Origin of the sequence: Klebsiella sp. NPDC088457 (assembly GCF_044900465.1) — a bacterium.
In the GTDB taxonomy this organism is placed as follows: domain Bacteria; phylum Pseudomonadota; class Gammaproteobacteria; order Enterobacterales; family Enterobacteriaceae; genus Klebsiella.
This window is the reverse complement of sequence record NZ_JBJDNH010000001.1, coordinates 426,845-452,086: the sequence shown is the minus strand read 5'-3', so window position 1 is coordinate 452,086 and position 25,242 is coordinate 426,845. Positions and strand designations below refer to the sequence as shown.

The following is a 25,242-nucleotide window of genomic DNA, read 5'->3' as shown; positions in this document are numbered from 1 at the left end:
CTCAGGCGGGAATAACGGTGACCCAATAGCGGGTCGTGAACTGCAGTTTTACCGGCAGCGTCTGCGCGATAATGTGCAGTATCGCGTCGGTATTGCCCAGCGGGAAAGTGCCGCTCAGCCGTAAACCGGCGACGGCGGGATCGCAGCGCAAAACGCCGGGACGATAGCGGGACAAGGTGGCGATCGCCTCGTGTAAGGGTTGGTCGCGGAAACTGAGCACGCCCTGCGCCCAGCTCTCCTCGCCGCTGTTAAGCGGCAGGAGGCGGGAGAAGAGGTCGCGGCTAAACCACTGGCTTTCGCCGGCGTGGATAATTTTGCGCTGCCCGTTCGCCAGTCGCACCTCAACGGCATGCTGTTGTACCGTCAGGCGCGTCTCATCGGTAAACTGGCGGACGCTAAACTCCGTCCCCAGCGCGGTGAGCAGCCCGTCGCGAGTCTGGACGCGAAACGGCCGCTGACGGCTGTCCCGGGCGGTGGTGATGGCGATTTCGCCGTAGCGCAGGCGCACCAGGCGCTGCCGCGCGTCGAAAAGAACGTCGGCTGCGCTGTCGGTATTGAGCGTGAGCTGGGTGCCATCTTCGAGCGTGCGGCGCAGAACCATCCCTTTTGCCGCACGGTAATCCGCGCGTAGCCCTTCCGCCAGCTCGCTGCGCCACAGCTGCCAGCCGCCGCCGGCGGCAACCAGCAACAGCAACCCTTTCAGCACCTGACGGCGCGCGAGGCGGCTGTCGTTGAGAGTCCGGCTGGCGAGACCGCCGGGGAGCTGCCCCATCTGCTGGCGCAGGTTTTCCACCTGTTGCCACGCCCATTGATTATCGTGGTCCTGCTCATACCACTGCTGCCAGCGCGCTTCCTGCTGCGGGTTGGCGCGGCCATCGCTTAATACCGCATACCAGTGCGAAGCGGAACGCAGCGCCTGACGACGGGATTCACTTAATGTCGCGCCGCTCATAGTCCATGCTCCAGGCGAAAAAGCAGACAATGCTCGGTCGCTTTCGCCACGTACTTTTTCACCGAACTGACCGATACCGCCAGCCGTCCGGCGATCTCGGCATAGGTCAGACCTTCAAGCTGAGAAAGCAAAAAGGCCTCGCGGGCTTTCCTGCTCAGACCATCCAGCATGGCGTCTATCTGTTGCAACGTTTCGAGCTGGCTTTGCTGCAGCTCGGGGGAGGGGGCCAGCTCTTCCGGCAGTTGAGCGATCATCTCCAGCCAGGCGCGCTCCAGCGCGTTGCGGCGAAACAGATCGATCATCACCCGTTTGGCGATGGTACAGAGAAAAGATTTAGGATCGCGGATGGTGATTAAGGATTCACCGCCCATCACCCGCAGAAAGGTATCCTGGGCGACATCGTCGGCATCGAAGGAGGATTGCAGCTTGCGGGTCAGCCAGTTCTTCAGCCAACCATGGTGGGCGTGATAAAGCGACGCAAGCGTCAACGGGGCGGCGGTGGCGGTAGGCTGGGACATAACCGGGTTCGGAACAGGTGGACAATAGGGGATATGTTAATATGAGAATGGTTCTCATTACAATTGAAACCCACCGCCGGCAGCAGAGGAAAACGCAATAGTGACTATAAGTAATTGTTAACTATTTTAATTACATTGCGATCTTTTTCACCTGTGCAGGCGGAAATCTCCAGTACCGGGCGTCAATGCAAATAAAATTCATTCTCACCATTCCCTCATCAATCATAATGATGTATTTATAATGCATCTTTTTGGGAGGTGACGATGAATGCGAGTGACAAAGCCGGCCATACCTTTTTGGCCAGCCTGGGCAAAACCCGCTTACGCCCGGGCGGAATAGAAGCAACGGAGTGGCTGTTTCAGCAGGCCAGTCTGTCATCTGACGGTAAGGTACTGGAGGTAGCCTGTAATATGGGGACCACCTCGGTTGCGTTGGTGAAACGTTTTGCCTGCTGCGTGTATGCCATCGATATGGATAAAGAGGCATTGGCGAAAGCCCGACAAAACATTGTCAGGGAAGGGGTGGATAATAAGGTCATCGTGATGGAAGCCAACGCCAGCCGTTTACCGTTTGCCGATAACACATTCGATGTGGTGATTAATGAGGCGATGCTGACGATGTATGCCGATAAAGCCAAAGAAAAGCTGGTGGCGGAATATTATCGGGTCCTTAAACCCGGCGGTCGGTTGCTGACCCACGATATTATGTATACCGAGAATATGCTGGAAGAAGACGCCAGAATGACGTTGCAGGGCGTAGTGAAATCTCACGTTAGCCCCCTGAGTCGGGAAGGCTGGCAGGGGCTGTTCGCCCGCGGCGGCTTCACGACCTTTCGCTGTCATCACGGGCCGATGTCACTGATGTCGCCGCGGGGGCTTATCAAAGATGAAGGCGTTAAACAGGCGCTAAAAATTGTCTGTAATGGCCTGTTGAAACGTGAGAATCGCCCGCGATTTTTGGCGATGATGCGTTTTTTTCAAAGTCAAAAGCGGCGTCTGAATTTTATCGCCTGTTGTTCAGTTAAAGATGCGACGGCTGGAAGCGATCGTCTGAAATAAATGCATGGAAGAGCGTGAATTCATCTGAGCGTCATTTAATGTCAGTAAAGTAAAATAAGGTAATTCTTAATTCATACGCGATATTGATAATTAGTTTTTCTTATGAAAAGCGGTTAAGGGATATTCCCATTGACCCTCCCGGCAATCAGTCAGAGGCCAATATATTCCGGGCAACGGTATTATTACCTGATTCAGGGAAAACGCGCGATGATGCCGGCAACGCCAGCAGTGAAGGGGGCTGCGCCGGCATCGTGATGGCTAACCGAGCGGCTATTTTGTCATCTGTGTGCTCATCTGCTGAATGATTAGCTTGAGAACGGTTATACTCGTAAATATTTGTAATAAACGACTGAGCTTTATTTTACATTTTGTTACAAGTGTGCGGGTATTGTGTTTTTTTCGGTTGAAGTTGTTTTTTACTTGCCGGAGTGAATTTCACCGGATTACTATTGTCATACTTGCTATACGTACCGCCTAACGACTGATGAAGGGACTTCGTTTTTTCCTTAAGCGCTACCTCATTTCCAGACGTTTACAGGAATAATCATGTCTTGCGCTTTTAATAAAAGTCTTCTGCACCCTCGCAACTGGGGAACCTGGTTCGGCCTCTCAATCCTGTGGTTAATCGTGCAATTACCCTACCCGCTGTTGCATATCATTGGTACCAGCGCGGGCAAGGCGTCACGTCGTTTCCTTAAGCGCCGGGAGCATATTGCCCGTCGCAACCTCGAACTCTGTTTTCCCGACATGGCGCTGCAGGCGCGTGAAAAGATGATCGAGCAAAACTTCATGTCGCTGGGAATGGGGCTTATTGAGACCGGGATGGCCTGGTTCTGGAGCGACGAACGGGTCAAGAAATGGTTTAACGTTGAAGGCTTCGACAACCTGAGCAAAGCGCTTTGCGCCGAACAAGGCGTGATGGTCGTAGGCGTGCACTTTATGTCGCTGGAGCTTGGCGGCCGTACCATGGGGTTATGCCGTCCGATGATGGCGACCTATCGGCCGCATAACAGTCCGCTGATGGAATGGGTGCAAACCCGCGGGCGCCTGCGTTCGAATAAAGCGATGATCGATCGCCGTAATTTATCCGGCCTGGTGCATGCGCTGAAAGCAGGGGAAGCGGTATGGTTTGCCCCGGATCAGGACTACGGTCCTAAAGGCAGCGTTTTTGCGCCGTTTTTCTCGGTCCCTCAGGCGGCAACCACTAACGGTACCTATGTGCTGTCCCGACTCTCCGGGGCGAAGATGCTGAGTATCAGCATGGTGCGCAAAATGGACAGAAAAGGTTACACCTTGCATATCAGCGATGTGCTGAATGATTATCCAGGTGAGGATAAACAGGATGCGGCCAGCTATATCAACAAAGTCATCGAAAAAGAGATTTTGCGCGCGCCGGAGCAGTACCTGTGGGTCCATCGTCGTTTCAAAACCCGGCCGCTGGGTGAAGCTTCACTCTACTAAGTCAACAAGCACGGTAAGCGCTTTCAAAATCACGACAGTTGCGTTAACGTGAGCGCGATCATGTTTTTTGTTGAACGCGAAGGAGTGCAGTGTGTTCGCTGAGTTTGGTGTATTGAATTATCTGACCTATCTGGTCGGGGCGATTTTTATCATTCTGGTTCCGGGCCCCAATACCTTTTTTGTCCTCAAAACCGGCATTGCTCACGGGGTTAAAAAGGGGTATTTGGCGGCGGCCGGGGTGTTTATCGGTGATGCGGTGCTGATGCTGCTGGCTTTTGCCGGTGTCGCAACCCTGATTAAGACCACGCCGGTGCTGTTTAATATCGTTCGCTATCTGGGGGCGATTTATCTGCTGTGGCTCGGTGGTAAGATGCTTTATGCGGTGCTGACCCAGCGGGAAGGGCAGGCCGATGCCGGCGCGGAACCGGGGAGCGCGATTCTGAAACGCTCGCTGACCATGAGCCTGACCAACCCCAAAGCGATTCTTTTCTATGTCTCGTTTTTCGTCCAGTTCATCGACGTTAACGCCAGAACGCCGGGAGTGGCGTTCTTTATCCTTGCGCTGACGCTGGAAGTGATTAGCTTCATGTATATGAGTTTTTTAATTCTCTCCGGCTCCTTCGTCACCCGCTATGTGAAAACGAAAAAGAAACTGGCGAAAATTGGCAACAGCCTGATTGGTCTGGTCTTTGTCGGTTTTGCCGCCCGTCTGGCTACCCTGCAATCGTAATGGCGCGGCCGGTATTCATACCGGCCCGGCAGTGTTAACCTCTGTATTGTAACAAAAAACCTTCAATTTTTATTGCATTGATGTTACATATACAGCCGATTATCGGTCAGAGAAAAGGGAACCCGGATGATTCTGCAAAAACTTACCAGCAATAAAAACAGTAAGAAATTCTTCCTGGCAATAGGGATTGTGTTTGCCATCGCGCTCACCGTGGTCGGACGCGCGACGTTCGGTGGCGTCGTCAGTGAATACAATATGCCGTACTCAGAATGGAGTACGTCAATGTTCTTCCTGCAAGGGGCGATGGTGACCGTTTACAGCATCGTGTTTACCCTGCTATTTTCTATTCCGCTAGGCTTCTTCTTTTTAGGTTCTGACCGCCAGGACTAAATAAAACAAGGCGAACTCACGTTCGCCTTGTTCCACTCTGCGATCACCAGCCTCGACCGTCATAATGATGGTGGTGGTGCCTGTGGTGATAACCATGATCAACAATGCATCCCGATAACAGCGTGCATAGCGCAAGAATCAACGATAACACGATCGGTTTTTTCATTTCTCACTTCTCCGGTTGCCTGCCGTCCGCTGGCAATGGGCTTGCGGAATCGGCTGAGGAAGTGAGTGTATCGCGCTAACTTATTGAGTGGATAAGACAACTCTGCAATATTGCACGAGTGAAAAAAAGTGTCGCAACGATTACCACCAGCCGAACTGAACGCCAGCGAGGGCGATGATGGCGATGATAATCATCAGCATGGTGCTTTTTTTCATTACGCGCCGCCCGGAGCCGCATAACCGCTGACAAAAAACCAACCGAGAAAAACAACGGCGACGATAAAGATAACCACCGGAAAAAGAATACCCACTCTCATTATATTGCCCCTGAAACTCAAAGTTACGTCTGTTAAACACCGACCCCTTCAGGCGCATCAAGCCTGATTTGCGCTGAGAAAATGCGGGTTCCCGCGGCCTGGCTTGCGCAACGCGGGCCCGGAATAGCGTGGAAAATCCGCCGCCAGCATAGAGGCCGCCTGAAGGATAACCTGGCTATCATACTGGATATTCCCGCATCTGAGTCAATATGAACGTACAATTCCCATCATCGGGCGTTAGCGCCAGCCGATAGGCTGCGATTTACTGCGAAGAACAATCGCAGATGCAACGAAGGTTAGATCATGGGCTGCGGGAACAGCGGTAAGGGGAAGGAAAAAAAAGCCCCGCCGGGGGCGGCGGGGAAAACTCATTGATTATGGAATGATCTGTTCTCTGGTCAGCCTGAGAACAAGCGCTACTCTAAGGGGCAAAAGTGTAGTTAAAATGGAGAAACCATGAAGAATCAGGGCGAATGAGTGCTCTGTGCAAAGAAGGAGTCAATATGAAGTGGATGACCATTATGCTGCCGCTGGCCCTGGCGGGGTGCGCGCAACAACAGGATGCGCCGCCTCCGCCGCAGTCCATCGGTATGGCTAACCCGGCTTCGGTTTACTGTACCCAGCAGGGGGGGAACCTGATCCCGGTACAGACCCCGCAGGGCGTACGCTCAGATTGCAAACTGCCCGGCGGTGAAACGCTCGACGAATGGGAGTTATGGCGGCGCGACCATCCCGCGAAGTCGTAATCGCCCCGCGATCAGGCGAGATTTTCCAGCCAGTTTGCCAGCACCCGCGCGTGATTTTGCCGGGTATCTTTCGCGGCATACAGCAAGGTTAACGGCTGCTGGCGAGCCAGCGCGGCGAGGCGCAGCCCTTCGTCGCGATGGGCATCGAGCTCCTCGCGGTACTGTTGAGTGAAGTGGGTAAAATCGATGGCCTCACCGTGCAGCGCTTTACGCAGCGCCGACGAAGGGGTGAGTGATTTACACCATTCATCGTAGCGCAGCGCCTCTTTTTTGATGCCTCGCGGCCAGAGCCGGTCGACCAGCACACGATAGCCATCGCTGGTTTCTGGCGGATCGTAAACGCGTTTACACTGAATCATCGCTGTTCTCCTTTTGTGCCATCCAGGCAAGCAGCTGGGGTATTTGCCGGTCGGAAAAAACCGTAATGCCGTGCTCGCGCAGCAGAGCGGCGGCAACGCCGGAACCCGGCTTTCTCTGCCCGCTGAAGGTGCCATCATAGATAAACTGGCTGCCGCAGGTGGGGCTGCCGTCGGTCAACAATGCGGCTGCACAGCCGGCTTCCTGAGCGGCCCGCAATGCCAGCCAGGCGGCCAGCTGATAGTGGGCGGTAACGTCATGGCCGTTGCTTTCGACGATGCGCCCGCGATCCCGCATCACATCCGCTCCCTGGGCGTTGAGAATTTCTGCCGGGAGTCGGGGAACCGGCAAACCGGCGGCCAGTTCCGGGCAGTGAATCACCAGCCGGTTGTCGCGCTGCCAGCGGGCCAGCGTTTCGGCGAGCTGTGCTTTATCACTACCGTTATAGCGCACCTGAAAACCCATCAGGCAGGCGCTGACCAGAATCTTGCTCTTCATCATTCCGTCCACGATATCTCCTCTGCGCTATACAATAGCGCCTCTCAAGGTAAATTGCCCGAACCGAAAGCAACCAAATATGGCGATGCGTCGGACAGTTACGAGATAAAATAAGGATTGTGTTCCGCGCAGGAGATCGCTAATCTGAGGCTCCTTGTGTTGACCGAAAAACGCCCTGACATAAGGACCCTGCTATGAACACCCCCCTGCGTATTGCCCTGGTTGGCGACTACCATCCCGACGTGATTGCACATAAAGCGATTCCCCTTGCTATCGATGATGCCGCCGCCGTGCTGGAACTGCCCGTTCGCTATGACTGGCTGGCAACCAGCGATATTCATCATGCCGACGCCGTTGCCGATTACGACGCGATTTGGCTGGTTCCCGCCAGCCCGTACAAGAACGCCGAGGGCGCGTTTATCGCCATTCGTCATGCCCGCGAAAATAGCGTCCCTTTCCTCGGTACCTGCGGGGGCTTTCAGCACGCGATTATCGAATATGCGCGTAACGTGATGGGCTGGGAAGATGCGGCGCATGCGGAAACCGACACCGAAGGGCGCATGATCATTGCGCCGTTAAGCTGCTCGCTGGTTGAAAAGTCGGATACGATTGAACTGCGCGCGAATACCCTGATTGCCCGGGCCTACGGCCGCGATAAAATCGAAGAGGGTTACCACTGTAACTACGGCATTGCTGACGACTTTGCCCGTGAGCTGGAGCAGGGCGACCTGCGGGTGACCGGCTGGGATGAAGAGGGGGAGATTCGGGCGGTGGAACTGGTCACCCATCCGTTCTTTGTGGCGACATTGTTCCAGCATGAACGCAACGCGCTGGAAGGGCGCCCATCGCCGCTGGTACAGGCGTTTTTACATACCGCGGCTCAATAACCTCAGCATGGCTTAAGGCCGTTCCCGGACGGCTTCACCTCCCCGGACGCGGTGCTGGTCGGGGAGGTGAAGCCGTCAGCCGCGTGGCGGCCGACGGGGAATGGCAACGCGTTACCCGTTAATCTCCCGGCTGCGCCCGGCGAGGGCGCCACACACGGCCATCGCGACGGAAATTAACGCGACGGCAATCAGGGGGATATGCCAGTCGCCGTTGGCGTCATGAATTTTCCCCATCACCGGCGGCCCGCAGGCGGCCAGCAGGTAACCGACCGTTTGCGCCATGCCAGACAGCGCTGCCGCCTGGTGCGCGGAGCTGGCGCGCAGGCCAATAAAGGTCAGCCCCAGAATCATCGTCGCCCCTGAACCGAAACCGAAGATCAGCGTCCACAGCACCGCCTGGCCGGGCCAGAACCACAAACCTCCGGCGCTGACTGCGCACATCAGGGCCACCAGGATCGCGATGCCGCGCTGATCCTTCAGCCGGTGGAGAATCAGCGGGATCGCGATACCCGGGGCGGCGGTCGCCAGCTGGAGTAAGCCATGCAGGGAGCCGGCCTGCGCTTCACTGTAGCCGAGGCTCTGCAGGATCGCCGGCAGCCAGCCGACAACCACATAATAGACCAGCGAGTTGATGCCGAGGAACAACGTCACCTGCCAGGCCAGCGCCGAACGCCAGATCCCACGATTGTGCATCGCGCCGGAACCGGTGAGCGGTGCGGTGGCCTGCTTACGCGCCTGCGGTAGCCAGAACAGCAGCGCCAGCAACGGGAAGGCCATCAGCATAAAGAGCGCGCCGCGCCAGCCAAAACCGGCGAGCGCCAGGGGGACGACCATTGCCGACCCCAGTGCGGCCGCGCCGCCCATGGTGAGCGAGTACGCGCCGGTCATTTTGGCGACATGTTGCGCGAAATCACGCTTGATTAAGCCCGGCAACAGCACGTTACCTAATGCGATGCCGCAGCCGATGATGGCGGTGCCGATAAAAAGCAGAGCGGTGGACGGCAGGGAACGTAATCCAATCCCCAGGCAAATCAGCACCAATGCTAACAGCAGGCTCCGTTCGATGCCCAAACGGCGGGCGACGCCTGCCGCCAGCGGGGAGACCAGGCCAAAGGCCAGCAGTGGTAGGGTGGTTAACATCCCGGTTTGCGCGGTGGTGAGGCCGTACTCCGCGCGAATCGCATCCAGCAGCGGGGCGGCGCCGGTAAAGGTCACCCGCAGGGTGGTGGCAATTAATAAAATTCCGGCAATCAACAGCAGATTACGGCGGCCGGCAGAAGGCAGAACAGAACTCATAGCGATCTCTGACGAGTGAACAGGAGGGCTACAATAGCGCGTTTACCGGCTGTTTAAATCAAGCTAAAATGACAGATTATCGCTAAAATCGGACAATGTGATGATTGGACTTGGTCTGGATGGCTATGACCCGGACAGCGGCCACGAAGCGGCCCTCGCTTTTCGCATTCAGGTGGTGGAGGACGAGCAGTTTATCCCCCAGCATCAGCACCGCAAAGGGCAGCTGATCCTCGCGTTGCATGGCGCATTGACCTGTGAGGTGGAAAACGCCATGTGGATGGTGCCGCCACAATATGCGGTGTGGGTTCCGGGGCGGGTGCCCCACAGCAACCGCGCGACGCCGGGAGCGCAAATCAGCTTTTTGTTTATTGAACCCGGCGCGGCGCCGATGCCGCCGCACTGCTGCACGTTAAAGATTTCTCCGCTGGTGCGCGAGCTGATTCTGACGCTTGCCGGGCGTAACGGGGCGCTGTTCGACCAGCCGGCGACGCAAAGGCTGGTGCAGGTGCTGTTTGATGAACTGCCGCAGCAGCCGCAGGAGCATCTGCAGCTACCGGTTTCCGGTCATCCTAAGATTCGCCAGATGGCGGATGTGATGGCGGTCGATCCGGCCCGATGGCAGACGCTGGGGCAATGGGCGGCGGAGTTCGCGATGAGCGAACGCAATCTGGCGCGGCTGGTGGTTCGCGAGACCGGCCTGAGCTTTCGTCGCTGGCGGCACCAGCTGCAGCTGATCCTCGCGCTGCAAATGCTGATTCGCGGGCAAACGGTGCAGCAAACCGCGCAAAGCCTGGGATATGACTCCACCACCGCTTTTATCACCATGTTTAAAAAGGGGCTGGGGCAGACCCCGGGGCGCTATCTGGCGAGCCTGACTACGACTTCCCGATAAACAGCGAGATGATCCCGGCGGCAATCAGCGGGCCGACCGGCACGCCGCGAAACAGCGCCACGCCCAGCACCGTGCCGACCAGCAGCCCGGCGACCAGCTGCGGCTGCGACCCCATCAGCGCCACGCCGCGGCCGCCGAGCCAGGAGACAAATACGCCAATGGCAATCGCCAGCAGCGACTTCCAGTTGACAAAAGAGTGGAGCAACGTTGAGGGCGGCAGCGTACCGCTGGCAATGGGGGCCATGACGCCGATAGTCAGAATAATAATGCCGATCGTCAGCCCCTGTTTTTCAATCCACGGGAAGAAGACGTTGAGCGGGGTGACGCGGACGATAATTAATATGAGGATAGAGATTGCCACGGTGGTGTTATGACTCACAAAACCCAGCGCGGCCAGCCCCAGAAGAATAAACAGGGTCGTATCGAACATGTCGGGAGATCCTTGCCAGAATAATAAGCCCGTCTACTTTACGCGTAATAGCGTGAGTAAACAGGCTTTTTTTGGCGCCAGAATGTTCTTTCTGGCATCTGCATAATGCCGGGCGACAGGCTGGCGTCAGTCTTCGCGGCGGAAGACCACCAGTTCCGGGCGGGCAATGCGCAGATAATCCTCGGTATTCATGATGATCGACTTCTCCAGCAGACCGGCGTTAAAGGCAATTTCACTGAAGCGGTCGAACAGCAGCGGGTCGGCAATTAGCCGTAAGGCGGGGTGAAAGCTGAACGGCGGAATGGCGCCAAAAACGCAGGCGGTTAGCGCATCGACCTCCGCCGGGCTGGCCAGCGAGGCTTTGCTGCCGCCGATATGCCGCGCGACGCGCGATAAATCGGCCTGCCGATCGGCGGCGAGGATCGCCAGAACGTGCTGGTTGACGCCGTTGCCTTTGACCTTACAGACCAGCGCTTTGGCTCCCTGGCCCAGGGCGGTTCCGCGAATCTCAGAAACGGCCTCGCATTGGCCCACCGCTTCATGCTCCACAACCCGATAGCGCGCCTGCTGTTCTGCCAGTAATTCAAGGAGCTGCTGATGCGTGTTCGACCGTGCCGGCATGTTCATGTTGTCCTTCCCGTGATGGCAAAACGGTAAGCTTAATCCTCTTCCTGGCGGATGAAAACCTCAGCGTGCCGCCGCCGATCGGTTCGATGGTCTGTTGCTGAATGAGGAGGTCAGGGAATATCGCCGCCCGCGCAGGAATTATCGTCGCGACACCCGATGTCCATTTCTCTTTTTAGCCGGCGTTATCCATATTTAATTCATGATCAACTCATTTTATCTTCAATAAAAAATGCTGGCGTGGTGAAAGCAAGAAAATGTTATTAAGCAATCGAACTTTTCTTATTTTATTGAGTCCTTAACAAAACGAATAGTAGGGCCGTTGAGGGTTGTAACGAGATGATGATGATGGAGAAACACGCGGTGCAAGGTTCCCCAGGGAAGTTTAAAAAAATAAGAGAGCTGAACAGGCGCCGTAACTATTTTACCAAAAAAGTTCGCAATGCTATGCGCGTGTATATCGCGAAAACGCTTTGGGATAGACATACGCGTAGCGCAGCGGATTTGTCCTCGGCGAAAACGGTGCTGTTGATGCGTAACGAAGGCGCGATAGGCGACGTGGTCGTGGATTCTGCTCTGGTTAAATGTCTCTATGAGTCGGGGTATGTCGTTGATTTTCTTCTGGCACAGTCGAACAGCCAGGTGATGCGATATCATCCGGGGATTCGCTATATTTATGAAGCTGAGAATGTGGATTCCGCCAGTTTTCTGCGTAAATTTAGGCACAATGTCCCTAAGTCGGTTATTAATGAGCTGGCGAATAATAAGTACGATATTGTTATCGATCCCTCCCTGTTCGATATTCCCGTACATAGAATGTTGCTGTTACGACAGATAAAAGCAAAGGCGGTGTTAGGCTTTAATAAATGGGCCTCGATTAATCACTATACAAAGTCTTTTGAATTTGATTGCGCAAACTGGCACGTCAGTAAAACATTTGCCCTTATTGCCGACTATTTGCAACTGGAGCAAAGGCATCTGCAGACATATGACCTGCATATTCCGCAGGAAGTTTCCCGGCAGGTCGCTCAGTATCTCGCCAGCGTCGAGGGGCGCAAGGTGGTCATTAATATTTTTGCCGGGCATCCGGATCGCAGTCTGTCGCAGGAGCAACTGGCGATAATCATCAGCCGGCTACGCGAATCTTACCCCGATGTGCATATTATTCTGCTGGATCACCGGGATGAAATCCGCATCCCGTTACCTGAGAGAGTCAGCGTTAACCCCTTTAAGACCCTGCATCACGCGATGGGGTTAATTGCCGGGGCTGATATGATTATCTCGCCGGATACGTCAGTGGTGCATATGGCGGCGGCGTGGAACAAGCCCCTCATCGCTATCTACAAAGATGTCCAGTTGAATAACCGGCTGTGGGCGCCGGGATATGACAACGCGCGGCAGATCGTGGTCAAATGCGGCAAGGTTCACCAGAGCCAGGAGGTTGTCGATCTGGTAATGGCGGAGATTGCGAACGGCGCGCTGAAAAAAGAGCCTGGGCGCGATGAGCTGGTCTGCCAGGATAGGTGATAACCCTTAAGCCGGTGAAGAAACGGCCGACAGCAATCTGCCGGCCGTTAAGTTAATTACTGGCGGTCGTGCCCTGCTTATGAAACAGCTCGCGGAAGACCGGGTAGATATCTTCCTGGTCGCGGATATGCTGCATGGCGAAGTTTTCGAAGGTCTCCTGGAGGTGTTCATATTCGCGCCACAGGGTCTGGTGCGCGCGGCGGGTTATCTCTATGTAGCTGTAGTAGCGCACCACCGGCAGGATATTTTTCGCCAGCAGTTCGTGACACAGCGGTGAATCGTCCGCCCAGTTGTCGCCGTCCGATGCCTGCGCGGCGTAGATATTCCACTGCGCCGGATCGTAACGCGCTTTCACGACTTCATCCATAAGCTTCAGCGCGCTGGAAACAATGGTGCCGCCGGTTTCCTGCGAATAGAAAAACTCGTGTTCGTCGACCTCTTTGGCCTGCGTATGGTGGCGAATGTAGACCACCTCGACGTTTTTATAGGTCCGGCTGAGGAACAGATACAGCAGGATGTAAAAACGTTTGGCCATATCCTTGGTGACCTGGTCCATCGAACCCGACACATCCATCAGGCAGAACATTACCGCCTGGCTGGAGGGTTCAGGTCGTTTTTCGTAATTCTTGTAGCGCAGGTCGAAGGTATCGATAAACGGCACCCGGTCTATTTTTGCCCGCAGTTCGGCAATTTCCTGGCGCAGCCGTTCTTCTTCCAGCAGCTGTGCCGGTTCACTTTTGGCAATGGTGTCCAGGTCCTCCTCCAGCGCCCGCAGCTCGCGTCGCTTGCCGGCGGTCATCGCCGTGCGTCGCGCCAGCGAATTCTGCAGGGAGCGAACCACGCTGATATTGGCCGGCACCCCGTTGGCGGTGAAGCCTGCCCGGTGGGTTTTAAACTCGGTAAGCTGCCGCTGCTGGTTTTTCTTCAGATTCGGCAGGGCGAGGTCTTCGAACAGCAGATCCAGATACTCGTCTTTGGAGATCTGAAAGACAAATTCATCCTGGCCTTCGCCATCGGCGCTGGCTTGCCCTTGACCGCTACCGCCTCCGCCGCCTCCACCCTGCGGTCGTTCGATGCGGTCATTTTGCACAAAGTGGTCGTTTCCGGGGTGTACGCGGTTGCGCAGCCCGCCGCGACCCTGGTGAAACATCGGCTCGTTGATATCGTCCGTCGGAATGGAGACGGACTCACCGCTGTCGATATCGGTCACCGAACGTTTATTAATCGCCTCGGAGATCGATTGTTTAATCTGCGCCTTATAACGGCGCAAAAAGCGCTGGCGATTCACCGCGCTTTTATTCTTTCCGTTCAGGCGCCGGTCTATGAACCAGGTCATATGCCCTCCTGTACTGCCATTGCCAACTCTGCCTTTCGTCATTCGCGGCAGGGCATTAGCGGCGCTTTCCCACCAGGTCGCTGACCTGAGTCTGCTCATCGCCTGCCTGCCATCGACTGATTACGGGCATACGCAGTTGTTATATGCCCGGTAGTTGTCTCACTACCGGGCTTGTACATCAGGACGATTTACGTACGCGCAGATACCATTCGCACAGCAGACGGACCTGCTTACGGGTATAGCCTTTTTCCATCATACGGTCGACAAAATCGTCGTGCTTCTTCTGCTCATCGGTTGAGGTTTTGGCGTTGAACGAAATCACCGGCAACAGCTCTTCGGTATTGGAGAACATTTTCTTCTCAATAACCGTGCGCAGTTTTTCATAGCTGGTCCAGTTCGGGTTCCGTCCGTTGTTGTTGGCTCTGGCGCGCAGCACGAAGTTGACTATCTCATTACGGAAGTCTTTCGGGTTGCTGATCCCGGCGGGCTTCTCAATTTTTTCCAGTTCTGCGTTCAACGACTCGCGGTCGAACAGCTGGCCGGTATCCGGATCGCGGTATTCCTGATCCTGAATCCAGAAGTCCGCATAGGTGACATAGCGGTCAAAGATGTTCTGCCCATATTCGGAATAGGATTCCAGATAGGCGGTCTGGATCTCTTTGCCGATAAACTCGGCGTATTTCGGGATCAGATAGCCTTTGAGGAATTCCAGATAGCGCTCCGACTGCTCCTGCGGGAACTGTTCGCGCTCGATTTGTTGCTCCAGGACATAGAACAGATGGACCGGGTTCGCGGCAACCTCGGCATGGTCGAAGTTAAATACGCGTGACAATATCTTAAAGGCGAAGCGGGTGGACAGACCGTTCATCCCTTCATCGACGCCGGCATAATCGCGATATTCCTGATAGGATTTCGCTTTCGGGTCGGTATCTTTCAGACTTTCGCCGTCATAGACGCGCATTTTCGAGTAAATGCTCGAGTTTTCCGGCTCTTTCAGGCGCGACAGAATCGAGAAGCGCGACAGGGTCTCGAGGGTGCCGGGGGCGCAGGGCGCATGGGCCAGCTCGCTGTTGTTCAACAGTTTCTCATAGATACGCATCTCTTCGGAAATGCGCAGGCAATAAGGCACTTTGACGATATAGACACGGTCAAGGAAGGCCTCATTGTTTTTGTTATTACGGAAGGTCACCCACTCGGATTCGTTTGAGTGCGCGAGAATAATCCCGTTGAACGGCAGGGCGGAAATCCCTTCGGTACCGTTATAGTTACCTTCCTGGGTCGCGGTCAGCAGCGGATGCAGCACCTTAATCGGCGCTTTAAACATCTCGACGAACTCCATAATCCCCTGGTTGGCTCGGCACAGGGCGCCGGAGTAGCCGTAGGCGTCCGGATCGTTCTGGGCATAGTGCTCCAGCTTACGAATATCCACCTTACCGACCAGCGCGGAGATATCCTGGTTATTCTCATCACCGGGTTCGGTCTTCGCGATGGCAATCTGTTCAAGGATCGACGGCCAGACTTTGATGACGCGGAATTTGGTGATATCGCCGCCGAATTCATGCAGACGTTTGGCGGCCCACGGCGACATAATCGTTCCGAGATAGCGGTTAGGTACGCCGTATTCTTTCTCCAGAATCTGCGCATCTTCCTGCGGGTTAAACAGGCACAGCGGATGGTCGTTTACCGGACTGCGTTCGCCGTTAGCGCTCAGGACGTAGATAGGCACGCGCTGCATCAACGATTTCAGGCGTTCGGCAAGCGAAGATTTGCCGCCGCCCACCGGGCCCAGCAGATACAGAATCTGTTTCTTCTCTTCCAGGCCCTGTGCGGCATGTTTCAGGTAAGAGACTATCTGCTCGATAGCATCTTCCATACCGTAAAACTCTTCAAATGCCGGATAGCGAGCGACAACCCGGTTTGAAAAGAGACGGGACAGCCTTGGCTCCAGGGCTGTATCGACCATGACTGGTTCACCGATGGCCATCAGCAGCCGTTCTGCCGCGTTGGCATAAGCACTGCGATCTTGCCGGCAGATGGTAAGAAACTCCTGCAGTGTGAACTCTTCGTCCTTGGCAGCTTCATAACGCTGGCGATAGTGATCGAATATATTCATGGCATGCCGTCCTTTCGTTTTTAGCACAAGTTGAGAGCCGTTCATATGAATAGTGGGAGCTCCCGGAAGAGGTAAGCTGAGCGACGTTCACCGAATCTCCAGCAACCCTTATGCCAGGTTGGCGGAGCGATATAGATAACGTGCGCCACAATTACCTCTTCTAAATTAAAGCGTAGATGCATTTAGAAAACTTGCATGCCGCCAAAAATCAATTTCAATGACATATCAATAACTCATCCGGAAAAAAGGTGCTTTTTCGCACGTCTTGCCAGGTTGCGTCATGCGGTTGTCATCCTGCTGCAAGTTTGTGGTCATCTGTTGATGAGAGATTGGATGGTTTTATGTAATGACGGGTAAAAAATTTGAGGCATGAGGTGTACGACGTTACACTGCCCTCGCGTATATTTGACAAACGGGAATATGGATTGTGAATAAGATCAAACCTCTGGCACTAGGTGTGTGTCTTGTAGCCTCGGTATCGGCTGCGCACGCTGAAGGGAAGCTCACGTTAGGGGCCGGCGTGGGTATCGTCGAGAACCCTTATAAACAATATGATGCTGATATTTACCCTGTCCCTGCGATTAGCTACGAGAGCGAGAATTTTTGGTTCCGTGGGTTAGGCGGCGGCTACTATTTGTGGAATGACGACGCTGACAAGCTCTCCATTACCGCCTACTGGTCTCCGTTGTACTTCAAGCCGGGCGACAGCGACAGCGAGCAGATGCGCAAGCTGGATCGGCGTAAATCGACCATGATGGCCGGGCTGTCTTACGTCCACAACACGCAGTATGGCTTCCTGCGAACCACGCTCGCCGGCGATACGCTGGATAACAGCAACGGTATCACCTGGGACATGGCCTGGCTGTATCGCTATACCAATGGCAACCTGACTTTAACGCCGGGGATCGGCGTAGAGTGGAATAGCGATAATCAGAATGAATACTACTACGGTGTTTCAAAGCATGAGTCGAATCGCAGCGGGATGCGCAGCTACGACCCGGATAGCAGCTGGAACCCGTATCTGGAACTGTCGGCGAACTATCGCTTCCTCGGCGACTGGAGCGTCTATGGCGCGGCGCGTTACACCCGTCTGTCCGATGAAATCACCGACAGCCCGATGGTGGACAAATCCTGGAGCGGCGTGATCTCCACGGGGATCACCTACACCTTCTGATTGTGCACCAATATGAAGATATTTGTGCATCAAAACAGGGCGTAAGGCCCTGTTTTGCATTACGGTGGTGCAGAGGCATAACGGGAGGGTCGATGATGAAAAAAACATTGCGTTTTGGCGATCGTGCGGCGGTTCCTGCCATCGGGCAGGGCACCTGGTATATGGGCGAAAGCGCGGCCCGGCGGGCGCAGGAGGTCGCTGCACTACGAGCGGGCGTCGAGCTGGGACTGACGGTCATCGATACCGCCGAGATGTACGCCAATGGCGGGGCGGAAGAGGTGGTGGGCGAAGCGATTCGCGGCCTGCGTGACCGGGTGGTACTGGTCTCCAAAGTCTATCCGTGGAATGCCGGCGGGCGCAAGATGATCGGCGCCTGTGAAGCCAGTTTACGCCGCCTGGAGACCGATTATCTCGATATGTACCTGCTGCACTGGCGCGGAGACTTCCCCCTTGAGGAAACGGTTGAAGCGATGGAGACGCTGGTGGCGCAGGGTAAAATTCGCCGCTGGGGGGTATCGAATCTCGACCGCGACGATATGCAGGCGTTGTGGCGGGTCGCCGGCGGCAGGCAGTGCGCCACCGATCAGGTGCTTTATCACCTCGCGTCGCGCGGTATCGAACATGATCTGCTGCCGTGGTGCCAGCAACAGCAGGTTCCGGTGATGGCCTACTGCCCGCTGGCCCAGGCCGGGCGCCTGCGCGATGGTTTAATGCATCATCCGGCCCTCAGCAACCTGGCGCGGGAAAAGGGCGTCACCGTGGCGCAGCTATTGTTAGCGTGGGTAATTAGCCACCAGGGGGTGATGGCGATTCCCAAAGCCGGGAGCATTGCGCACGTTAAAGAGAACGCGGGCGCGCTCGACGTGGCGCTGGCTGAGAAAGATATAGCGGTGATGGAACAGGCCTTTCCGGCACCGGGGCGTAAAACGCCCTTAGACATGGTTTAACGGTGCTGATTTTGTGCGGGCTATCTGCGTGATTCGTTGATGAATATCAATGTTCAGTGGTGATTATCCTCCTAAAGATAAAAGAAAAAGGAGAATAACATGACTGAACCTAACAAGCCTCTGGAAGTGAAACTGGCTTTCCCCCTCTGGAAAGCCGCTCTGACGATACTGTTCGGCGCGATTATCTGGTTTACTCCGCCCCCTGATGGGTTGTCCCTCCACGCCTGGCAAATGTTTGCTATTTTTGCCGCGACCATCTTTGCCATCATCCTTAAGGTGCTGCCTATGGGGGCGGTGACGATGATCGCGCTGATCGTCTCCGCGTTTTTGGGGGTGACGCCTCTCTCGCCGGGTAAAAGCGACAAAGTCGCCGCGTTATCCGGGTTTGCTAACGCTACGATCTGGTTGATTGGTATCGCGATGTTTATCTCCCGGGCGGTGATCAAGACCGGGCTGGGGAAGCGGGTGGCGCTGTGGTTTATTGCCAAATGTGGTTCCAGCATGCTGGGCGTGGCCTATGGTCTGGCCCTGTCGGACGTGGTTCTCGGGCCGGGGATCCCCTCTGCGTCAGCGAGGGGCGGCGGCATTATGTACCCCATTACGCAGTCCATCGCGACCGCATACCAGTCAGAACCTGGCGCGACGGCCAGAAAAGCCGGCGCCTTTTTAATGATCTGCGTTTCGCAGATTGACGCCATTGTCTGTACGATGTTTTTAACCGCGATGGCGGGTAACCCGCTGGTCGCCGAACTGGCGCGCAGCCAGGGCATTGAAATCACCTGGACGACCTGGTTTATCGGGGCTATCGTACCCGGGATAGCCTCCTTGATCCTGTTGCCGCTGGTGATTTATGCGATTTATCCGCCGCAGCTGAAAAAAACGCCGGAAATTCCGGCGATCGCCAGAGAGGAGCTGCGCAAAATGGGGCCGATGTCGCTGGCGGAAAAAATCCTTGCGCTGGATTTTATCCTGCTGATAGTGCTCTGGACCGTGGGCGATATTTTCTTTGCCATTCCCGCTACGCTTTCCGCGTTTATTGGACTGATGGTGCTCCTGGTCAGCAATATCATGTCGTGGAAAAATATCATTGAAGAAAAAACGGCCTGGGACACCATGTTCTGGTTTGCCGTGCTGGTGATGATGGCCAACGCGCTGAATAAATATGGCATGATTAGCTGGATATCGGCGCGAATTGTCGATTATGTCGGTCACTTTGAATGGATAACGGTCTTTTTACTGCTGGTCGTCGTGTATTTCTATACCCGCTATTTCTTCGCGTCGGCGATGGCGCATATTTCCGCGATGTATCTGGCGTTTCTTGCCGTTGCCGTGTCAGTCGGCGTACCGCCGCTTTTCGCCGCCCTGGTGCTGGGCTATACGTCTAACTTGTCGATGGGGCTGACGCAATACTCGGGGGGCCCGGGGCCGGCTCTGTTTGGCTCCGGATATAACACCACGGGTCAGTGGTGGGGCGTCAGTTTCGTGGTGTCGATAGCGTCTATTTTCATCTGGCTGGCGCTGGGCGGCGCGTGGATGAAGCTGGTGGGTTTCTGGTAACGCACCAATGCCGGATGTGTCATCAGTAAAAAAACAGGGCGATTTCGCCCTGTTTTTGATCCATTCCGCATTGCGCGAGAAGGGCGGTGTTATCCGCGTTTTACCACCCGAATAGTCTGCGCCAGGCGCGACGGTTTTTCTTCGCTGGCCGTCTGCGGTTCGGTGACGCAACAGGTTTCGACGCAAACGAAGGTTTTGTAACCGTCATCCGGCATATCGCCCATGCTGACGGACAGGGCCGGGCCCGGGTTCCAGCCGACCACGTTGCTGTGGTGATGATGGACGACGTCGATATTGCGGTTCAGCGCATCGTCGTGAATGACGCTGCAGGCTTCGGCATTCAAATACACCCGATCGGTACGGTCAGGGAAAGTTTGTACGCCATCGCTCAACACGCCTTCTTCGGCATGGTTCACTTTATCGATATAGCGATCGCCAAGGCCGCTGACTTTCACCGCCGCGATATCGCCGACGTTGAAGTAGGTGTGCAGCGCCGAGGTGGTGGTAAATTTGCCGTGCGCTTCCAGCTCGATCTCACAAGTTTTACCCAGTTTGAAACGCGCATAGAGGGTGAATTCGTGCGGCCAGTATTTGCGGGTCTCTTCGCTACTTTGCAGCTCAAAGGTCAGCAGCACGCCGCTGTCGTCTTCGTCGTGGCCTTTCAGCGCCCACGGTAGGTTACGGGCGAAACCGTGAGAAGGGAAGCCCTGCTGTGCTGACGGGCCGAACCACGGCCAGCAGATCGGTACGCCGCCGCGCAGCGCGACGCCGGTTTTGAACGGAGTATTCCCGCTGAGCCACAGGACCTCCTCTTCCCCGGCGGGTTTCCAGGAGAGCAGGTGTGCGCCCTGGAAGGCCACGGAGGCTTTGACCTGTGGGTGGTCAACAACGATCAGTTCGAGATCGTCGAGCCGGCGACGGGAAAGGACTGGCGAAATATCTTCAATAACCGGGAGAGCAAAAATTTTGTTAATCATGGTGCAATCCTTGGTGTGCAGGTACTGAGTTAAGCCATAAAAAAAAGGCGACCGAAGTCGCCTTTATGGATCAGGTTCTCATCTCAACTTATTTGGAGATGTGAGCGATCAGGTCCAGAACTTTGTTGGAGTAACCCGTTTCGTTGTCGTACCAGGAAACCAGTTTCACGAAGTTGTCGTTCAGAGCGATACCGGCTTTAGCATCGAACACGGAAGTGCAAACTTCGCCGTTGAAATCGGTAGAGACAACGTCGTCTTCGGTGTAGCCCAGAACGCCTTTCATTGCGCCTTCGGAAGCCGCTTTGATGGCTTTCTTAATTTCTTCATAAGAAGCCGCTTTTTCCAGACGAACGGTCAGGTCAACAACGGATACGTTCGGGGTCGGAACGCGGAACGCCATACCGGTCAGTTTGCCATTCAGTTCTGGCAGGACTTTACCTACAGCTTTAGCCGCACCGGTAGAGGACGGGATGATGTTCTGCGCTGCGCCGCGGCCGCCGCGCCAGTCTTTGTGAGACGGGCCATCAACGGTTTTCTGAGTCGCGGTGGTCGCGTGTACAGTGGTCATCAGACCTTCGATGATGCCGAAGTTGTCGTTGATAACTTTAGCCAGCGGTGCCAGGCAGTTGGTGGTGCAGGAAGCGTTGGAAACGATGTCCTGGCCTTCGTATTTGTCAAAGTTAGCGCCTCTAACAAACATCGGAGTATTGTCTTTAGACGGGCCAGTCAGAACGACTTTTTTCGCGCCAGCAGTGATGTGTTTACGAGCGGTTTCGTCAGTCAGGAACAGACCGGTTGCTTCTGCAACCACGTCAACGCCTGCTTCGTTCCACTTCAGGTTAGCCGGATCACGTTCAGCGGTAACACGGATTTTTTTACCGTTAACGATCAGATGACCGTCTTTCACTTCAACGGTACCGTTGAAACGGCCGTGAGTGGAGTCATACTTCAGCATGTATGCCATGTAGTCAGCGTCTAACAGGTCGTTGATTGCAACGATCTCGATGTCAGAACGTTCTTGAGCAGCACGGAAAACAATGCGACCGATACGGCCAAAACCGTTGATACCTACTTTGATAGTCATATATTCCACCAGCTATTTGTTAGTGAATAAAAGGTTGCCTGTAAAATTACAAAAACCTTACGCAGCGTCAAGCGGAATCGTGTCAATCATTGCGACAAATCAATCCTGAGCATACCTTTGCATGATTGATTTGCCTCACTCTCCCTTTGAGCCCAATTCCATATTGGGGCCGCGCCCGGAATTTTAAAGGTCGTTAAAGATAAAAATGTGATGCAAATCACAATTATCTGGGCTGCCTTTTGGCATCGAATAAGTTTAGAACAAAAGTCCACGCTTCATTGTTAATGTTTTGTTAGAATCGACGGGTAAAGTTGTCCTTTCCACAGTGAGAAGCAAGCACATGGCGAATAAACCCACCCCGGACGAGCTCAAAAAAAATTTGAGCGAGATGCAGTTTTACGTGACGCAGAATCACGGTACTGAGCCGCCGTTCACCGGGCGACTGCTCCACAACAAACGAGACGGCGTCTATCACTGCCTGGTGTGCGACGCGGCGCTGTTTCACTCGCAAACCAAATACGATTCCGGCTGCGGTTGGCCGAGCTTTTATGAGCCGGTCAGCGAGGAGGCCATTCGTTATCTGAATGATTACTCCCACGGTATGCAGCGTACTGAAATTCGCTGCGGAAACTGCGATGCGCATCTGGGTCATGTGTTTCCTGACGGCCCGCAGCCTACGGGGGAACGCTTTTGTGTGAATTCGGCCTCATTAAGCTTCAATGATGAGGATAACGGCGAGCAAATCAAAGGTTAAAGAAACGATTCAGCAAATTATTCCAAAGCGGAGTTGAGCGGACGATGGAAATCGAGCAAATTATCGACAGTATGACGCCGGAAGTGTATCAGCGTCTGGCGACGGCGGTAGAGCTGGGTAAGTGGCCGGATGGCGTGGCGTTAACCGCAGAACAGAAAGAGAACAGTCTGCAGCTGGTGATGTTATATCAGGCGCGGCATAACAGCGACGCTCAGCACATGACCATCGACACCAACGGCCAGATGGTGATGAAGAGCAAACAGCAGTTGAAAGAAGATTTTGGCATCGCCCCGAAGCCGATTGCGACATTAAAGCTGCAGTAAGCCGCCGCTGTGCGGCAGGGATTTCCCCCGGCGGGCCGGGGGAAGCATCGGTTAGTGCTTAATGCCGAGCGAGGTGGCCAGTTGCGTCGCCAGCTGGTTTTGCTCATCGGCGCCATACTCCCAGAACATCGCCCCCGCCAGACCTTTTTGCCTGATGTATTCGGCTTTAAGCGCCACGGAACGCGGATTCTCATATGACAGCGCAAACAGCGCCTGGCCATCAGCCGACTGCACCGACAGCCATGGCACCTTCGCTTCATCATCCCAGTGTTCGCTAAAGCGCTTTTGCGGGTCGTTAAGCAATTTGGCGACAATATCGTTGTACTTCACGTAGGTATCTTTGCTGAGATCGAATCCCAGAGCGTTAAATAGCGCCATCTGCTGTGGCCCGAAGTAAGGCCGGGTGACGGGATTTTTTTGCGCATCCGCTTGACTCCAGTCAATGCCCGGCTCGACGGCCCGTTTCGGCACCCGACCATAGAAACCGATCCCCAAATTCATCTGGCCCGCTTTTAAGCCGGCGGCCAGATAGTTATTGACCACAAAATCCACGCTGTATTTGTCGGCGGCGGCGACCGTCGGCCAACGTGTTGAATCATAGAGATTGGCATTGAAGTACTGGGTGCCATAGGCCATGTCATAGGTCATCAGGTTGATGTAATCCAGTAGCGGGGCGATCGCTTGTACATCCACCCAGCTTTTAGGGCTTTCGGCGTTAGCGCCGACGGCGATGGTCACCAGCTTATGCTGACCGAATGCTGCGCGTAGCTCTTTGAGCAGGGCGGTGAAGTTATCGCGATCGCTTGCCTGGCTCTCCACCAGCCCCCAGGCGCCGTTGACCGGATATTCCCAGTCCAGATCGATACCATCGAGGCCATACTTATGGACGATCTCTTGCGCAGAGCGGATAAACACCGCGCGGGTTTCTTTGCTTGCCGCGGCGCCGGAGAAGCCGCGCGCTCCCCATCCGCCGACGGATAGCAGGACCTTCAGCTGCGGATTCTGCTGACGTAAGACGGGGATTTTCGCCAGGTCAGACTGTACTTTCCCGGATAACCAAATTTGGTGCAGCCGGGCAGGATCTTTCAGGGCGTCGTTGGTTTCGTCTTTTTCGTTGTTGTAGACCAGACCGAACGAGTAATTGAGATGGGTTATCTGGCGCACGTCCAGCTTATCAATATCCCCACCGGGGCCTGCGGTGACGTCACCGCCGCCGTTGAAATAGCCGACGGAGAGCAATGAACCGGCGGAGACCATGGAAGCGCAGAGCAGGGGTAATGCTGCCAGCAAAGGCAAAAGTTTCATCGGTAATCCTCTTTGACATAAAAAAAGCCAACACGCCACAGCAAGGGCGTGGCGAAAAAACAACCCGTTAACATTATCAGCAATAATGTGTGGAATCTGCGAGTTAGCTCAATTTATGCGCGTAAGCGAGACGAGGAAAAAAGGCCCGCAGCGGGTGCTCCGGGCGCGAAGATTAAGCCTGAGTTTCCAGCCAGTCGTCGAGGGTGTACAGCGTGGCGCCGGCGGCGGCCATCTCCATAAAGGCGTGCGCGCTATCTTGCGGCTGGATGTTGACCCCGCGGCAGCCGTCGGTAATCACGTTGACGGCATAGCCGAGGTCCAGCGCGTCGAGAACGGTAAATTTAACGCAGTAATCGGTCGCCAGACCCACGACGATAAGCTCGCGGATCCCACGCTCCCGCAGCCAGTCATCGAGCCGGGTTTTCTGCCGGTGCCCATTGTCGAAAAAAGCGCTGTAGCTGTCGATCGCCGGATTTTCGCCTTTGTGGAACACCGCTGCGATCGCCTGCTGCTTAAGCAGCGGATGCAGCGCCGCGCCTTCGCTATTCTGCACGCAGTGATTCGGCCAGAAGGTTTGCGCCAGCCCGTCCAGCTCACCCTGCGTGTAGGGTTCCGCCTGATGCTGGCTGGCGAAACTGCCGTGGTTTGCCGGGTGCCAGTCCTGGCTGGCGACGACGGTTTCGTCGCGGGCAAGGCACCAGTCAATCAGCCGGTTGGCGATATCGATGGTGCTGTCGCCCTCCGGGACGGCGAGGGCGCCGCCCGCGCAGAAATCATTTTGTAAATCCACCAGCAGTAGTGCGCGATTGTTCATCGGGATCTC

The 25,242-nt window shown here is 55.2% G+C and carries 28 protein-coding genes; 13 read left to right on the top strand and 15 right to left on the bottom strand.

All coding sequences use genetic code 11. The features are described from left to right. Position 1: 1 nt before the first annotated feature. Together fecR and fecI are read right to left on the bottom strand one after the other, a co-directional pair. Positions 2–952, bottom strand: coding sequence for a ferric citrate uptake sigma factor regulator FecR (fecR, locus tag ACI2JR_RS02060; protein ID WP_462477710.1), 951 nt, complete (start codon positions 950–952; stop codon positions 2–4). Beyond that, positions 949–1,470: a ferric citrate uptake sigma factor FecI gene (gene fecI / locus ACI2JR_RS02055; protein WP_132726692.1), complete on the bottom strand. Its 522-nt coding sequence runs from the start codon at positions 1,468–1,470 to the stop codon at positions 949–951. Before fecI ends, fecR begins: the two co-directional genes overlap by 4 nt. A 264-nt stretch (positions 1,471–1,734) precedes the next feature. Here fecI and ACI2JR_RS02050 point away from each other — a divergent pair, with 264 nt between their 5' ends. From ACI2JR_RS02050 to ACI2JR_RS02035, 4 genes are all read left to right on the top strand, one after another. Beyond that, entirely contained in the window at positions 1,735–2,529 is a 795-nt protein-coding gene (locus ACI2JR_RS02050; RefSeq protein WP_132726690.1) for a class I SAM-dependent methyltransferase, read from the top strand. 546 nt (positions 2,530–3,075) lie between these two features. Then, positions 3,076–3,990 (top strand): kdo(2)-lipid IV(A) palmitoleoyltransferase, encoded by a 915-nt coding sequence (lpxP, locus tag ACI2JR_RS02045; protein ID WP_132726687.1) that lies wholly within the window; start codon positions 3,076–3,078, stop codon positions 3,988–3,990. Positions 3,991–4,081: 91 nt separating this feature from the next. After that, the gene (gene leuE, locus ACI2JR_RS02040; protein ID WP_462477709.1) at positions 4,082–4,720 is read left to right on the top strand and encodes a leucine efflux protein LeuE; all 639 of its coding nucleotides are present in this window, start codon (positions 4,082–4,084) and stop codon (positions 4,718–4,720) included. Positions 4,721–4,846: 126 nt separating this feature from the next. Further along, positions 4,847–5,110, top strand: coding sequence for a DUF2534 family protein (locus ACI2JR_RS02035; protein ID WP_132726682.1), 264 nt, complete (start codon positions 4,847–4,849; stop codon positions 5,108–5,110). Between the two features lie 43 nt (positions 5,111–5,153). Here the strand turns inward: ACI2JR_RS02035 and ACI2JR_RS02030 are convergent, their stop codons facing one another. After that, a complete protein-coding gene (locus tag ACI2JR_RS02030; RefSeq protein ID WP_132726680.1) occupies positions 5,154–5,276 on the bottom strand; it encodes a hypothetical protein in 123 nt (40 codons plus the stop codon). Between the two features lie 214 nt (positions 5,277–5,490). Next, positions 5,491–5,592 (bottom strand): YoaK family small membrane protein, encoded by a 102-nt coding sequence (locus ACI2JR_RS02025; protein WP_132726677.1) that lies wholly within the window; start codon positions 5,590–5,592, stop codon positions 5,491–5,493. A 503-nt stretch (positions 5,593–6,095) separates the two neighbouring features. Here ACI2JR_RS02025 and ACI2JR_RS02020 point away from each other — a divergent pair. Next, positions 6,096–6,338 (top strand): DUF333 domain-containing protein, encoded by a 243-nt coding sequence (locus tag ACI2JR_RS02020; RefSeq protein WP_462477708.1) that lies wholly within the window; start codon positions 6,096–6,098, stop codon positions 6,336–6,338. A gap of 11 nt (positions 6,339–6,349) precedes the next feature. Here ACI2JR_RS02020 and ACI2JR_RS02015 read toward each other — a convergent pair whose 3' ends face one another. Together ACI2JR_RS02015 and ACI2JR_RS02010 are read right to left on the bottom strand one after the other, a co-directional pair. Beyond that, on the bottom strand, positions 6,350–6,697 hold the full coding sequence (locus ACI2JR_RS02015) for a DUF488 domain-containing protein (protein WP_132726672.1): 348 nt from the start codon (positions 6,695–6,697) through the stop codon (positions 6,350–6,352). Then, the gene (locus ACI2JR_RS02010; protein WP_462477737.1) at positions 6,684–7,193 is read right to left on the bottom strand and encodes a DUF523 domain-containing protein; all 510 of its coding nucleotides are present in this window, start codon (positions 7,191–7,193) and stop codon (positions 6,684–6,686) included. Before ACI2JR_RS02010 ends, ACI2JR_RS02015 begins: the two co-directional genes overlap by 14 nt. A 194-nt stretch (positions 7,194–7,387) precedes the next feature. Here ACI2JR_RS02010 and ACI2JR_RS02005 point away from each other — a divergent pair, with 194 nt between their 5' ends. After that, on the top strand, positions 7,388–8,080 hold the full coding sequence (locus tag ACI2JR_RS02005) for a CTP synthase C-terminal region-related (seleno)protein (protein ID WP_132726670.1): 693 nt from the start codon (positions 7,388–7,390) through the stop codon (positions 8,078–8,080). 111 nt (positions 8,081–8,191) lie between these two features. On the opposite strand, the gene ACI2JR_RS02000 is transcribed toward ACI2JR_RS02005, so the two are convergent. Further along, positions 8,192–9,376 carry a CynX/NimT family MFS transporter gene (locus ACI2JR_RS02000; protein ID WP_132726667.1) on the bottom strand — a complete coding sequence of 395 codons (1,185 nt, stop codon included), beginning with the start codon at positions 9,374–9,376 and terminating at the stop codon, positions 8,192–8,194. 97 nt (positions 9,377–9,473) lie between these two features. On the opposite strand from ACI2JR_RS02000, the gene ACI2JR_RS01995 reads away from it, so the two are divergent. Beyond that, on the top strand, positions 9,474–10,268 hold the full coding sequence (locus tag ACI2JR_RS01995; RefSeq protein WP_462477707.1) for an AraC family transcriptional regulator: 795 nt from the start codon (positions 9,474–9,476) through the stop codon (positions 10,266–10,268). On the opposite strand, the gene ACI2JR_RS01990 is transcribed toward ACI2JR_RS01995, so the two are convergent. Both ACI2JR_RS01990 and ACI2JR_RS01985 read right to left on the bottom strand, forming a co-directional pair. Then, complete coding sequence (locus tag ACI2JR_RS01990; protein ID WP_132726662.1) at positions 10,252–10,698, bottom strand: DUF441 domain-containing protein; 447 nt, start codon at positions 10,696–10,698, stop codon at positions 10,252–10,254. The two genes, ACI2JR_RS01995 and ACI2JR_RS01990, sit on opposite strands and share 17 nt — an antisense overlap. A 126-nt stretch (positions 10,699–10,824) precedes the next feature. After that, complete coding sequence (locus ACI2JR_RS01985) at positions 10,825–11,325, bottom strand: YbaK/prolyl-tRNA synthetase associated domain-containing protein (RefSeq protein ID WP_132726659.1); 501 nt, start codon at positions 11,323–11,325, stop codon at positions 10,825–10,827. A gap of 342 nt (positions 11,326–11,667) precedes the next feature. Between ACI2JR_RS01985 and ACI2JR_RS01980 the strand changes: the two genes are divergently transcribed. Beyond that, complete coding sequence (locus ACI2JR_RS01980) at positions 11,668–12,849, top strand: glycosyltransferase family 9 protein (RefSeq protein ID WP_132726656.1); 1,182 nt, start codon at positions 11,668–11,670, stop codon at positions 12,847–12,849. Between the two features lie 52 nt (positions 12,850–12,901). On the opposite strand, the gene ACI2JR_RS01975 is transcribed toward ACI2JR_RS01980, so the two are convergent. Then, positions 12,902–14,185, bottom strand: a complete 1,284-nt coding sequence (locus ACI2JR_RS01975; protein ID WP_132726653.1) for a YeaH/YhbH family protein — start codon at positions 14,183–14,185, stop codon at positions 12,902–12,904. Between the two features lie 178 nt (positions 14,186–14,363). Further along, positions 14,364–16,298: a protein kinase YeaG gene (gene yeaG, locus ACI2JR_RS01970; protein WP_132726650.1), complete on the bottom strand. Its 1,935-nt coding sequence runs from the start codon at positions 16,296–16,298 to the stop codon at positions 14,364–14,366. A gap of 427 nt (positions 16,299–16,725) precedes the next feature. On the opposite strand from yeaG, the gene ACI2JR_RS01965 reads away from it, so the two are divergent. The 3 genes from ACI2JR_RS01965 to ACI2JR_RS01955 all read left to right on the top strand — a co-directional run bounded on the left by ACI2JR_RS01965 (position 16,726) and on the right by ACI2JR_RS01955 (position 19,976). Further along, positions 16,726–17,472 (top strand): MipA/OmpV family protein, encoded by a 747-nt coding sequence (locus ACI2JR_RS01965; protein ID WP_132726647.1) that lies wholly within the window; start codon positions 16,726–16,728, stop codon positions 17,470–17,472. Between the two features lie 92 nt (positions 17,473–17,564). Further along, positions 17,565–18,419: an aldo/keto reductase gene (locus tag ACI2JR_RS01960; RefSeq protein ID WP_462477706.1), complete on the top strand. Its 855-nt coding sequence runs from the start codon at positions 17,565–17,567 to the stop codon at positions 18,417–18,419. 99 nt (positions 18,420–18,518) lie between these two features. Continuing rightward, entirely contained in the window at positions 18,519–19,976 is a 1,458-nt protein-coding gene (locus tag ACI2JR_RS01955; protein WP_132726642.1) for a DASS family sodium-coupled anion symporter, read from the top strand. Between the two features lie 89 nt (positions 19,977–20,065). Here ACI2JR_RS01955 and ACI2JR_RS01950 read toward each other — a convergent pair whose 3' ends face one another. Together ACI2JR_RS01950 and gapA are read right to left on the bottom strand one after the other, a co-directional pair. Then, positions 20,066–20,953 (bottom strand): D-hexose-6-phosphate mutarotase, encoded by an 888-nt coding sequence (locus ACI2JR_RS01950; protein WP_462477705.1) that lies wholly within the window; start codon positions 20,951–20,953, stop codon positions 20,066–20,068. Positions 20,954–21,041: 88 nt separating this feature from the next. Continuing rightward, positions 21,042–22,037, bottom strand: a complete 996-nt coding sequence (gene gapA / locus ACI2JR_RS01945; protein WP_132726637.1) for a glyceraldehyde-3-phosphate dehydrogenase — start codon at positions 22,035–22,037, stop codon at positions 21,042–21,044. Between the two features lie 340 nt (positions 22,038–22,377). On the opposite strand from gapA, the gene msrB reads away from it, so the two are divergent. Together msrB and ACI2JR_RS01935 are read left to right on the top strand one after the other, a co-directional pair. Further along, positions 22,378–22,791: a peptide-methionine (R)-S-oxide reductase MsrB gene (gene msrB / locus ACI2JR_RS01940; RefSeq protein ID WP_132726634.1), complete on the top strand. Its 414-nt coding sequence runs from the start codon at positions 22,378–22,380 to the stop codon at positions 22,789–22,791. Positions 22,792–22,835: 44 nt separating this feature from the next. Continuing rightward, the gene (locus ACI2JR_RS01935) at positions 22,836–23,114 is read left to right on the top strand and encodes a YeaC family protein (RefSeq protein WP_132726631.1); all 279 of its coding nucleotides are present in this window, start codon (positions 22,836–22,838) and stop codon (positions 23,112–23,114) included. A 51-nt stretch (positions 23,115–23,165) separates the two neighbouring features. Here ACI2JR_RS01935 and ACI2JR_RS01930 read toward each other — a convergent pair whose 3' ends face one another. Then, entirely contained in the window at positions 23,166–24,419 is a 1,254-nt protein-coding gene (locus ACI2JR_RS01930) for a glycoside hydrolase family 18 protein (protein WP_462477704.1), read from the bottom strand. Between the two features lie 172 nt (positions 24,420–24,591). Further along, positions 24,592–25,233 (bottom strand): bifunctional nicotinamidase/pyrazinamidase, encoded by a 642-nt coding sequence (gene pncA, locus ACI2JR_RS01925; protein ID WP_462477703.1) that lies wholly within the window; start codon positions 25,231–25,233, stop codon positions 24,592–24,594. Positions 25,234–25,242 lie beyond the last annotated feature (9 nt).

Excerpts from the sequence above, each read along its gene's own strand:
- fecR (WP_462477710.1), bottom strand. The coding sequence starts at position 952 with ATGAGCGGCGCGACATTAAGTGAATCCCGTCGTCAGGCGCTGCGTTCC.
- fecI (WP_132726692.1), bottom strand. The coding sequence starts at position 1,470 with ATGTCCCAGCCTACCGCCACCGCCGCCCCGTTGACGCTTGCGTCGCTT.
- ACI2JR_RS02050 (WP_132726690.1), top strand. The coding sequence starts at position 1,735 with ATGAATGCGAGTGACAAAGCCGGCCATACCTTTTTGGCCAGCCTGGGC.
- lpxP (WP_132726687.1), top strand. The coding sequence starts at position 3,076 with ATGTCTTGCGCTTTTAATAAAAGTCTTCTGCACCCTCGCAACTGGGGA.
- ACI2JR_RS02035 (WP_132726682.1), top strand. The coding sequence starts at position 4,847 with ATGATTCTGCAAAAACTTACCAGCAATAAAAACAGTAAGAAATTCTTC.
- ACI2JR_RS02030 (WP_132726680.1), bottom strand. The coding sequence starts at position 5,276 with ATGAAAAAACCGATCGTGTTATCGTTGATTCTTGCGCTATGCACGCTG.
- ACI2JR_RS02025 (WP_132726677.1), bottom strand. The coding sequence starts at position 5,592 with ATGAGAGTGGGTATTCTTTTTCCGGTGGTTATCTTTATCGTCGCCGTT.
- ACI2JR_RS02020 (WP_462477708.1), top strand. The coding sequence starts at position 6,096 with ATGAAGTGGATGACCATTATGCTGCCGCTGGCCCTGGCGGGGTGCGCG.
- ACI2JR_RS02015 (WP_132726672.1), bottom strand. The coding sequence starts at position 6,697 with ATGATTCAGTGTAAACGCGTTTACGATCCGCCAGAAACCAGCGATGGC.
- ACI2JR_RS02010 (WP_462477737.1), bottom strand. The coding sequence starts at position 7,193 with ATGAAGAGCAAGATTCTGGTCAGCGCCTGCCTGATGGGTTTTCAGGTG.
- ACI2JR_RS02005 (WP_132726670.1), top strand. The coding sequence starts at position 7,388 with ATGAACACCCCCCTGCGTATTGCCCTGGTTGGCGACTACCATCCCGAC.
- ACI2JR_RS02000 (WP_132726667.1), bottom strand. The coding sequence starts at position 9,376 with ATGAGTTCTGTTCTGCCTTCTGCCGGCCGCCGTAATCTGCTGTTGATT.
- ACI2JR_RS01990 (WP_132726662.1), bottom strand. The coding sequence starts at position 10,698 with ATGTTCGATACGACCCTGTTTATTCTTCTGGGGCTGGCCGCGCTGGGT.
- ACI2JR_RS01985 (WP_132726659.1), bottom strand. The coding sequence starts at position 11,325 with ATGAACATGCCGGCACGGTCGAACACGCATCAGCAGCTCCTTGAATTA.
- ACI2JR_RS01980 (WP_132726656.1), top strand. The coding sequence starts at position 11,668 with ATGATGGAGAAACACGCGGTGCAAGGTTCCCCAGGGAAGTTTAAAAAA.
- ACI2JR_RS01975 (WP_132726653.1), bottom strand. The coding sequence starts at position 14,185 with ATGACCTGGTTCATAGACCGGCGCCTGAACGGAAAGAATAAAAGCGCG.
- yeaG (WP_132726650.1), bottom strand. The coding sequence starts at position 16,298 with ATGAATATATTCGATCACTATCGCCAGCGTTATGAAGCTGCCAAGGAC.
- ACI2JR_RS01960 (WP_462477706.1), top strand. The coding sequence starts at position 17,565 with ATGATGAAAAAAACATTGCGTTTTGGCGATCGTGCGGCGGTTCCTGCC.
- ACI2JR_RS01955 (WP_132726642.1), top strand. The coding sequence starts at position 18,519 with ATGACTGAACCTAACAAGCCTCTGGAAGTGAAACTGGCTTTCCCCCTC.
- ACI2JR_RS01950 (WP_462477705.1), bottom strand. The coding sequence starts at position 20,953 with ATGATTAACAAAATTTTTGCTCTCCCGGTTATTGAAGATATTTCGCCA.
- gapA (WP_132726637.1), bottom strand. The coding sequence starts at position 22,037 with ATGACTATCAAAGTAGGTATCAACGGTTTTGGCCGTATCGGTCGCATT.
- msrB (WP_132726634.1), top strand. The coding sequence starts at position 22,378 with ATGGCGAATAAACCCACCCCGGACGAGCTCAAAAAAAATTTGAGCGAG.
- ACI2JR_RS01935 (WP_132726631.1), top strand. The coding sequence starts at position 22,836 with ATGGAAATCGAGCAAATTATCGACAGTATGACGCCGGAAGTGTATCAG.
- ACI2JR_RS01930 (WP_462477704.1), bottom strand. The coding sequence starts at position 24,419 with ATGAAACTTTTGCCTTTGCTGGCAGCATTACCCCTGCTCTGCGCTTCC.
- pncA (WP_462477703.1), bottom strand. The coding sequence starts at position 25,233 with ATGAACAATCGCGCACTACTGCTGGTGGATTTACAAAATGATTTCTGC.